Annotated in this window: 7 protein-coding genes and 1 tRNA gene; 5 read left to right on the forward strand and 3 right to left on the reverse strand. The window is 70.1% G+C overall.

Features of this window, described 5'->3' with window-relative positions; translation table 11 throughout:
- Positions 1-61: 61 nt before the first annotated feature.
- Positions 62-1393, forward strand: a complete 1332-nt coding sequence (locus ACWDSJ_RS35230; RefSeq protein WP_450037112.1) for a cytochrome P450 — start codon at positions 62-64, stop codon at positions 1391-1393.
- Between the two features lie 143 nt (positions 1394-1536).
- Complete coding sequence (locus tag ACWDSJ_RS35235; protein ID WP_450037113.1) at positions 1537-2322, forward strand: DUF72 domain-containing protein; 786 nt, start codon at positions 1537-1539, stop codon at positions 2320-2322.
- Here the strand turns inward: ACWDSJ_RS35235 and ACWDSJ_RS35240 are convergent, their stop codons facing one another.
- Positions 2323-3546, reverse strand: coding sequence for a hypothetical protein (locus ACWDSJ_RS35240; RefSeq protein WP_450037115.1), 1224 nt, complete (start codon positions 3544-3546; stop codon positions 2323-2325).
- A 203-nt stretch (positions 3547-3749) separates the two neighbouring features.
- Between ACWDSJ_RS35240 and ACWDSJ_RS35245 the strand changes: the two genes are divergently transcribed.
- The 3 genes from ACWDSJ_RS35245 (at position 3750) to ACWDSJ_RS35255 (ending at position 5270) form a co-directional block, all read left to right on the forward strand.
- Positions 3750-4244 (forward strand): L,D-transpeptidase, encoded by a 495-nt coding sequence (locus tag ACWDSJ_RS35245; RefSeq protein ID WP_450037116.1) that lies wholly within the window; start codon positions 3750-3752, stop codon positions 4242-4244.
- Between the two features lie 99 nt (positions 4245-4343).
- Entirely contained in the window at positions 4344-5117 is a 774-nt protein-coding gene (locus ACWDSJ_RS35250) for an acyl-[acyl-carrier-protein] thioesterase (protein WP_450037118.1), read from the forward strand.
- 76 nt (positions 5118-5193) lie between these two features.
- Positions 5194-5270, forward strand: a tRNA-Pro gene (locus tag ACWDSJ_RS35255).
- A gap of 81 nt (positions 5271-5351) precedes the next feature.
- Here ACWDSJ_RS35255 and ACWDSJ_RS35260 read toward each other — a convergent pair.
- Both ACWDSJ_RS35260 and ACWDSJ_RS35265 read right to left on the reverse strand, forming a co-directional pair.
- Positions 5352-5927: a hypothetical protein gene (locus tag ACWDSJ_RS35260; RefSeq protein ID WP_450037119.1), complete on the reverse strand. Its 576-nt coding sequence runs from the start codon at positions 5925-5927 to the stop codon at positions 5352-5354.
- A gap of 63 nt (positions 5928-5990) precedes the next feature.
- On the reverse strand, positions 5991-6626 hold the full coding sequence (locus tag ACWDSJ_RS35265) for a hypothetical protein (protein ID WP_450037120.1): 636 nt from the start codon (positions 6624-6626) through the stop codon (positions 5991-5993).
- Positions 6627-6774: the final 148 nt, after the last annotated feature.

Genomic DNA, 6774 nt, shown 5'->3' on the forward strand with positions numbered 1-6774 from the left:
ACGTTCGGGGCTCGGAGTCGAAACGGCTGCGGGTGCGGGGCTTTCGGGGGACAATCGTGAAATGTCCGCGCCCGCAACGGATTCACCCGAGGCGCCCGGTGGGTTGCCGCTGTTGGGGCACGCGCTGCGGCTGCGTGACGATCCGATCGGTTGGTTCGAATCCCTGCGCGCGGTGGGCGATGTGGTGCGGATCCGGATCGGGCCGCAGCGGGCGTATGTGATCACCTCGACCGCGGTGGCGCACGAGCTGTTCGTCGCCAAGTACCGGTCGTTCGACAAGGGCGTGGCGGTGGAGCATTTCCGCGACGTCTTCGGTCGGGGGCTGCTCAGCTCCGACGGCGAAACGCATCGGCTGCATCGGCTGTTGCTGCAACCGGCGTTCCATCGGGAGCGGCTCGCGGAGTACCTGACGATCATGCGCGAGCAGGTCACCGAGCACACGCGGTCGTGGCGCGCCGGGCAGATCCTCGACGCGCGCATCGCGATGACGGCCATCACGCTCGGCGTCGTCGCGCGGGCCATCACCTCCGCACCCGTCGCCGACGAGTTGGCCGCCGAGGTGCAGCAGCGGTTGCCGCGCATGCTGGAGCTGTCCTACCGGCGGGCGATGAGCCCGCTGCCGGTGCTGAATCGCCTTCCGCTGCGGCGCAATCGGGAGTGGCGGGAACTGGTCGCGCGGCTGCATCCGTTGGTCGATCGGGTGATCGCGGACTATCGGCGCGACGACACTCGGCGGGGTGACCTGTTGAGCATGATGCTGGCGGCGCGGGAGGGCTCGAACGCCTTGTCCGACAGCGTGATTCACGATCAGATCGTGACGTTTCTGCTGGCGGGGACCGAGACGACCGCGACGGGGCTGACGTGGTTGTTCGTCCGGCTGAGCGAGCATCCCGAGGTGGCGGAGCGGGTGGTGGGTGAGCTACGGGAGGTGCTGGGGGAGCGGCCGATCGAGCCCGCGGATCTGGTGCGGCTCCCGTACACGACCCGTGTCATCGACGAGGCCCTGCGGCACAGCCCGCCCATCTGGTTGATCACACGCCGCGCCGTCGAGGACGTCACGCTGGGCGGGCACCTCATCCCCGAGGGCTCCTCGGTCCTGCTGAGCCCGTACCTCACCGGTCACGACCCTGACCTCATCGACGATCCGGACGCCTTCGATCCCGATCGCTGGGAGCGGGTCGGCAACTCCCTGCGCCAGGCCGCGCTGCCCTTCGGGGCCGGTCCGCGCAAATGCATCGGCGACACCTTCGCGGTCACGGAGATCACCGTGGTGCTGTCGGAGGTGTTGCGGCGGTGGCGGATTCGGGTGGCGCCGGGGGCGGTGGTCACGCCGGAGGCGGGGATGACGTATTTCCCGAAGGGGATGCGGTTCGTGGTGGAGGGGCGGGAGTAGGGACCGCGGCGCGCCGAGTTTTCCTGACCCCGGCACGCCGAGCTTTCCCTCTACCGCGGCGCGCCGAGTTTTCCTTGTACCCCGGCGCGCCGAGCTTTCCTTGTACCCCGGCATGCTCTTCGACGGGGTGCTTCCATGGAGGGGTGACCTTGTTCGTGGGCACCTCCGGGTGGCAGTACCGGGACTGGCGGGATGTGCTGTATCCGGCGGGGCTGCCGCAGCGGCTGTGGCTCGAGCAGTACGCGGCCGGGTTCGCGACGGTGGAGAGCAATAACGCGTTCTATCGGCTGCCGAGTCGGGAGGTGTTCGCGGCGTGGCGGGAGCGGACGCCGGGGGATTTCGTGGTCGCGGTGAAGGCGAGCCGGTTCCTGACGCACATCAAGCGGTTGCGGGAGCCGCAGGAGCCGGTGCGGCGGTTGCTGGATCATGCCGCGGGACTGGGGGATCGGCTCGGGCCGGTGCTGTTGCAGCTGCCGCCGACCTTGCAGGTCGACGCGGGGCTGCTCGACGAGTGCCTGGCGTGTTTCCCGAGCGCGGTGCGGGTGGCCGTCGAGCCGCGGCACGAATCCTGGTGGACGCCCGCCGTGCGGGAGGTGCTCGAGCGGCGGCGGGCCACGCTGTGCTGGGCCGATGTGCGCGCGAAACCGGTCGCGCCGCTGTGGCGGACCGCCGAGTGGGGGTATCTGCGGCTGCACTCGGGGCGCGAACAGCATCCGCCGCGATATCGGAAACAGGTGCTGGCGACGTGGGTCGAGCGGCTCGCCGCGGAATGGGACGACCGGCACGACGTGTTCGTCTACTTCAACAACGATCCGGGCGGGGCCGCGGTGCACGACGCGGTCGTGTTCGCCCGCCTCGCCGCCCAGGCGGGCGCGACGGTCACCCGCACCCCGGCGCTGCCCGCCCCGCTGCTGGTCGAAAAGTCTTGACTACCAGACGAATTCGGGTGTCAGCCCCCACTGTTCGAACTCCTCGACGACCAGCGGCGCGAGGGGTGTGGTGGCGGGCAGCGGGGGCTGGAAGGTGAGGTAGGTCGTGTCGGGGGTGGTCTGGACGAAGACCCGCACGCTGTGGTTGTAGGGCTTGTGCAGCAGGGCGGTCGAGGGGATCCAGGCGCGGGTCGCGAACGCGCGGGCCGGGCCGAGAGCGCCGGGCATCGCCTCGGGCATCGGGCCGATATTGGACACGATCGCGTCCGGACCCACCGCGAGCACGTTCGGCGGCCCGGCCTTCGTGTAGGCGGCCTTGCTGCGGGTACGGACCTCGGCGAGATCGGTGTAGCGGGCGCCCGCCGCGAGCGGCAGGGTGAACTCGGCCAGGTCGACCATATTGCCGGTCCCGACCTCCGCGCCCGCGCGGCTGCTCACCCAGGACGCCACCCGTAGCTCTCCCGTAGGCCGCCCGCGCAAGGCGTGCGCGAGGTTGGTGACGACGGTGGTGACCAGGCCGGTCGCGGTGCCGCCGTACTCCTGCGCGCTCGTGCGCAGCTTTGCGCCGTCGAGCGCCACGATCGCGGGCAGCCGGGCCGCCAGCGGTCCGCCGTCGGTGTTGCGGGCCGCGCGCCGGGCCGTGCGCCGCAGCAGCGCCCCGCCGGGCAGCAGCAGGGCTGCGTATTTCGCGGCGTCGGCGAGTTCGCGGGCGAGTCCCGGCGTGGTTGCCTCGGGCGCGGTCTGCGAGGCGTCGCCGCGCGCGGCGAGATCGATCGCCGTGAAGAGGCCCTGGCCGTCGGTGATGGCGTGCGAAACCAGCAGCGACACAAGCGATTCCCCGTTGTCGAGTTCGGTCGCCGACAAGTCCCAGCCGCGGCCCGAGGCCAGATCCAGCGCGACCGCGGCCCGCTCCTCGAGCCAGCGCACCGCGTCGGCGGCGGGCCGCGGCGCGGACTCGACGGCGATCGGGTAGTCGTGGCCGCTGCGCGACCAGTACGGGCGGGCGCCCGGCACCCGCGCCGCCACCAGCCGCCGGGTCAGCGGTCCGTCGATCAGTCCCTGCCGCAATGCCGCGAGCCGCTCCCGGTCCAGCGGCCCGCGCAGCCACCACGCCGTCTGGATCGGGGCGGACACCATGAACGGCATCGCCACCGCCTCGGTCGCCTTCAGTCGCGCCTGGGACGCCGAAACACGCTGTGCCGCTTGCGAAACCGTTGCCGTCATCGAACTGTGCCCACCTCTACCGTGTCGAAAACCCACGACAGTCTGGCACGGAGGAGAGGGCTCCGCTTGCCGGGCGCGGAGTCGATACGGCACGTCACGCCTCGCTGTCGCGAAAATGCCGGTGGCCGGGACGGGCACGAGACACAATGATCACGATTCACGCCCAGTTCGTCAGCAGTTTCCTACGGGATAGAGAGGTCTCGATGAGAACGATGCGTTTGCTCGGGCATGTCATGCTCGGCGGCCTGGCCGCCGTGACGGTCGCCGCGCCCGCCCAGGCCGACCCGCTGTGGCCCGGCGGGCCCGACGTCCCCGGCGCCGGCGCGCTGGTCCAACCGGCCCCGATCCAGGCGCCGTGCACCTCCCCGGAGACGCGCGCGTGCCTGCAGCTGTCGACCAACGAGGGCTGGCTCATGGACCACGGCCGGGTCGTGTACGGGCCGACCCCCATTTCGCACGGCCGTGCCGGGTACGAGACGCCGCCGGGCGTGTTCAAGGCGGCGTTCAAGAAGGAGTACCACTGGAGCACGATGCACAACGCGGAAATGCGCTGGGCCATCTTCTTCAACGGCGATATCGCCACCCACATCGGCCCGGTCGACGAGCAGTCCCACGGCTGCATCCGCATGGTCCCCGAGGGCGCGAAGGCGTTCTACGACTACATCGAACCGGGCGACCAGTTCGAGGTCGTGCGCTAGTTTCCCCGGCGCCCGCGGTCGCGCACCGCGGGCGCCGCGCTCGGGTGGACTAGGCTCGATCGCGATCCACGAACTTCCCGAGTCTTCCGGAGGACGTGCATGACGCAGCTCGCGAGCCCGCCGACGCTCGATCCGGCGACCCACCCCCTCACGCCCCTCCCCGAGTCCGGGCACATCTTCGACGTCGAACGCAGGTTCGGCACCGTCGACATGGACGAACATCAATACCTGCGCATCGACGGCATCGCCCGCCACCTCCAGGAGGCGGGCGTCGACCACCTCGTCCACACCGGCGCCATGGACACCCACCCGCACTGGATCGTGCGCCGCACCGTGATCGACGTCGTCCGCCCCGTCGAATGGCCCGCCACATTGCGCATCCGACGCTGGTGCGGCGCCATGTCCTCGCGCTGGCTCGCCATGCGGGTCCGGATCGACGCCGACAACGGCGGCCTGATCGAGAGCGAGGGATTCTGGATTCACATGAACAAGGAGACGATGAGCCCGTCCCGGGTATCGGACCGGTTCTCGGAGCTGATGGCCACGACGGCGGTGGACCAGCGATTGCGCTGGAAGCAATGGCTGACCGACCCCGCCCCGGACTCGCCCGGCGTCCCGTTTCCGTTGCGCCGCACGGACATCGATCACTTCTCGCACATGACGAACACGGCCTACTGGCACGGCGTCCACGAATTCGCCTCTCCCGCAAGAGATCTCACGGCCGGCCCGCACCGCTACGTGCTGGAGTACAACAAGCCGATCCGCTTCGGCGAACCCCTGCACCTCCGATCCTCGTCCTCCGCCGACGCACTCACCCTCTGGTTCACGGTGTCCTCCGACGTCCGCGCGGTCGCCCAGGTCCGGCGACTCTGAGCTGTTACGGCCAGGCGATTTGGTGGTGAGCGGGGGTGGTGGGTAGGCTCATCGAGCACCCGCTGAGCGGGGGCAACGGGCTGTGGCGCAGCTTGGTAGCGCACTTGACTGGGGGTCAAGGGGTCGCAGGTTCAAATCCTGTCAGCCCGACCAGATTTTCCCCTTCCGGCCAGGTCGGAAGGGGTTTTTCTTTTCGGGGGTGTGGGTGGGATTCGAGGTGGTCTCACCGAAATCTCATACTTTTGGTGGGGGTTCGCCGCGTGCCCAGCGTTCGAGGATGTCGCGGTGGTCGGGGACGAGTTCGGGGGCGTCGATGTAGTGGATGCGGGCGACGTCGGGGGTGTTGCCGAGTTGGCGGGCCGCGCGTTCGGTGTCGCTGTGGACGTGGTCGATGGCGGTGCCCGCGCCGCGGCGGAAGGTGCGGGGGGGGGGGGTGACCCAGGCGAACTCGCTGCCGCGCGCGGCGCGCCAGATGCGGCCGAAGTTGTTGGGGTTGCGGGGAGTGCCGGTGCGGGAGGGGAACAGCAGCCGGTGGGGGTTGGGGTGGCCGGAGGCGGCGAGTTCGGCGAGGGCTTCGCGGATGGCTTCGACGGTGTGGGGTGGGAGCAGGATCCGGCGCCAGCTGCGGTCGGTTTTCGGGAACGGTTGGCGTATCCAGCGGCCGCGGCCGGGTCCTCGGACTTCGACGAGGGTGCCGGTGATGTCGAGGTAGGGGTCGGTGGCGTCGAGGTGGATGTCGTCGATCGGCAGGGCGAACACCTCGTGGGGGCGGATGCCGGTGCCGGTGATGACGTCGACGACCCACACCATGGTCCAGTCGCGGCGGGGTCCGGATCGGTAGGCGGGGGTGCCGGGGATGGCTTCACCGCGGGCTCAGGCGCGGATCTGGGCGCGGAAGGCGGGCAGCGCGTGGTGGTCGCCGGCCTTTCCGCGGGCAGGTTTGCGGCGGCGGGTGAACGGGGCGACTCCGTCGATGGGGTTGGTGTCGATCGCGCCGTGCCGCACGGCGATCTGCATCATCGCGCGCAGGATTATCTTGTGCTGCTTGGCTTTCCGTCGCAGGCCCAGGGCGGTCAGGCGGCGCAGGTGGCGGTCGAGCTCACCGGCGGTGGCCTGCCAGACCTGAAGATTGCCGAGGGAGTTCTCGATTTTGACGGTTTTCGGGTCGGCGCGTGAGTCGCGGGAGACATAGATTTCGCGCCGGTAGTCCTCGATGTTGCCTTCGGTGTAGGCGGGGTCGGCGCGGAGTTCGGCGAGCAGTTCGGCGGCGAGATCGATCAGTTTGGTGGTGGCGGTGATGCGGACGGCGCCGAGTTGTTCGCGGTGGTCGCGCATGGCTTCGGCGAGCCGGTTGCGGGCGTCGTCGGGGCTGGCGCCGTAGCGTTCGATCTGGCGGCGGCCGCCCGCGCCGTAGTAGTAGACCGTGGTGCGCCACTTACCGTTTCGCTGTCGTTTCGGCTCGCGGGGCTTGCCGAACGTGCCGACCGGCTTGGGAAGCCTGCCAGCCATCACACCTCCTTTCCGCGCACAGTCGTGACCATGGGGTCCGGGAACGGGCAATGCGCCGGAGCCACCGTCCACCCCGCCCATCCGGCCCAGGACACGAGCACCCCCGCCGCGAGCCACGGATGCTGCCAGCGCACCGCGGGCGCCGAGG

The sequence above is a fragment of the Nocardia sp. NPDC003482 genome (genome assembly GCF_053588115.1).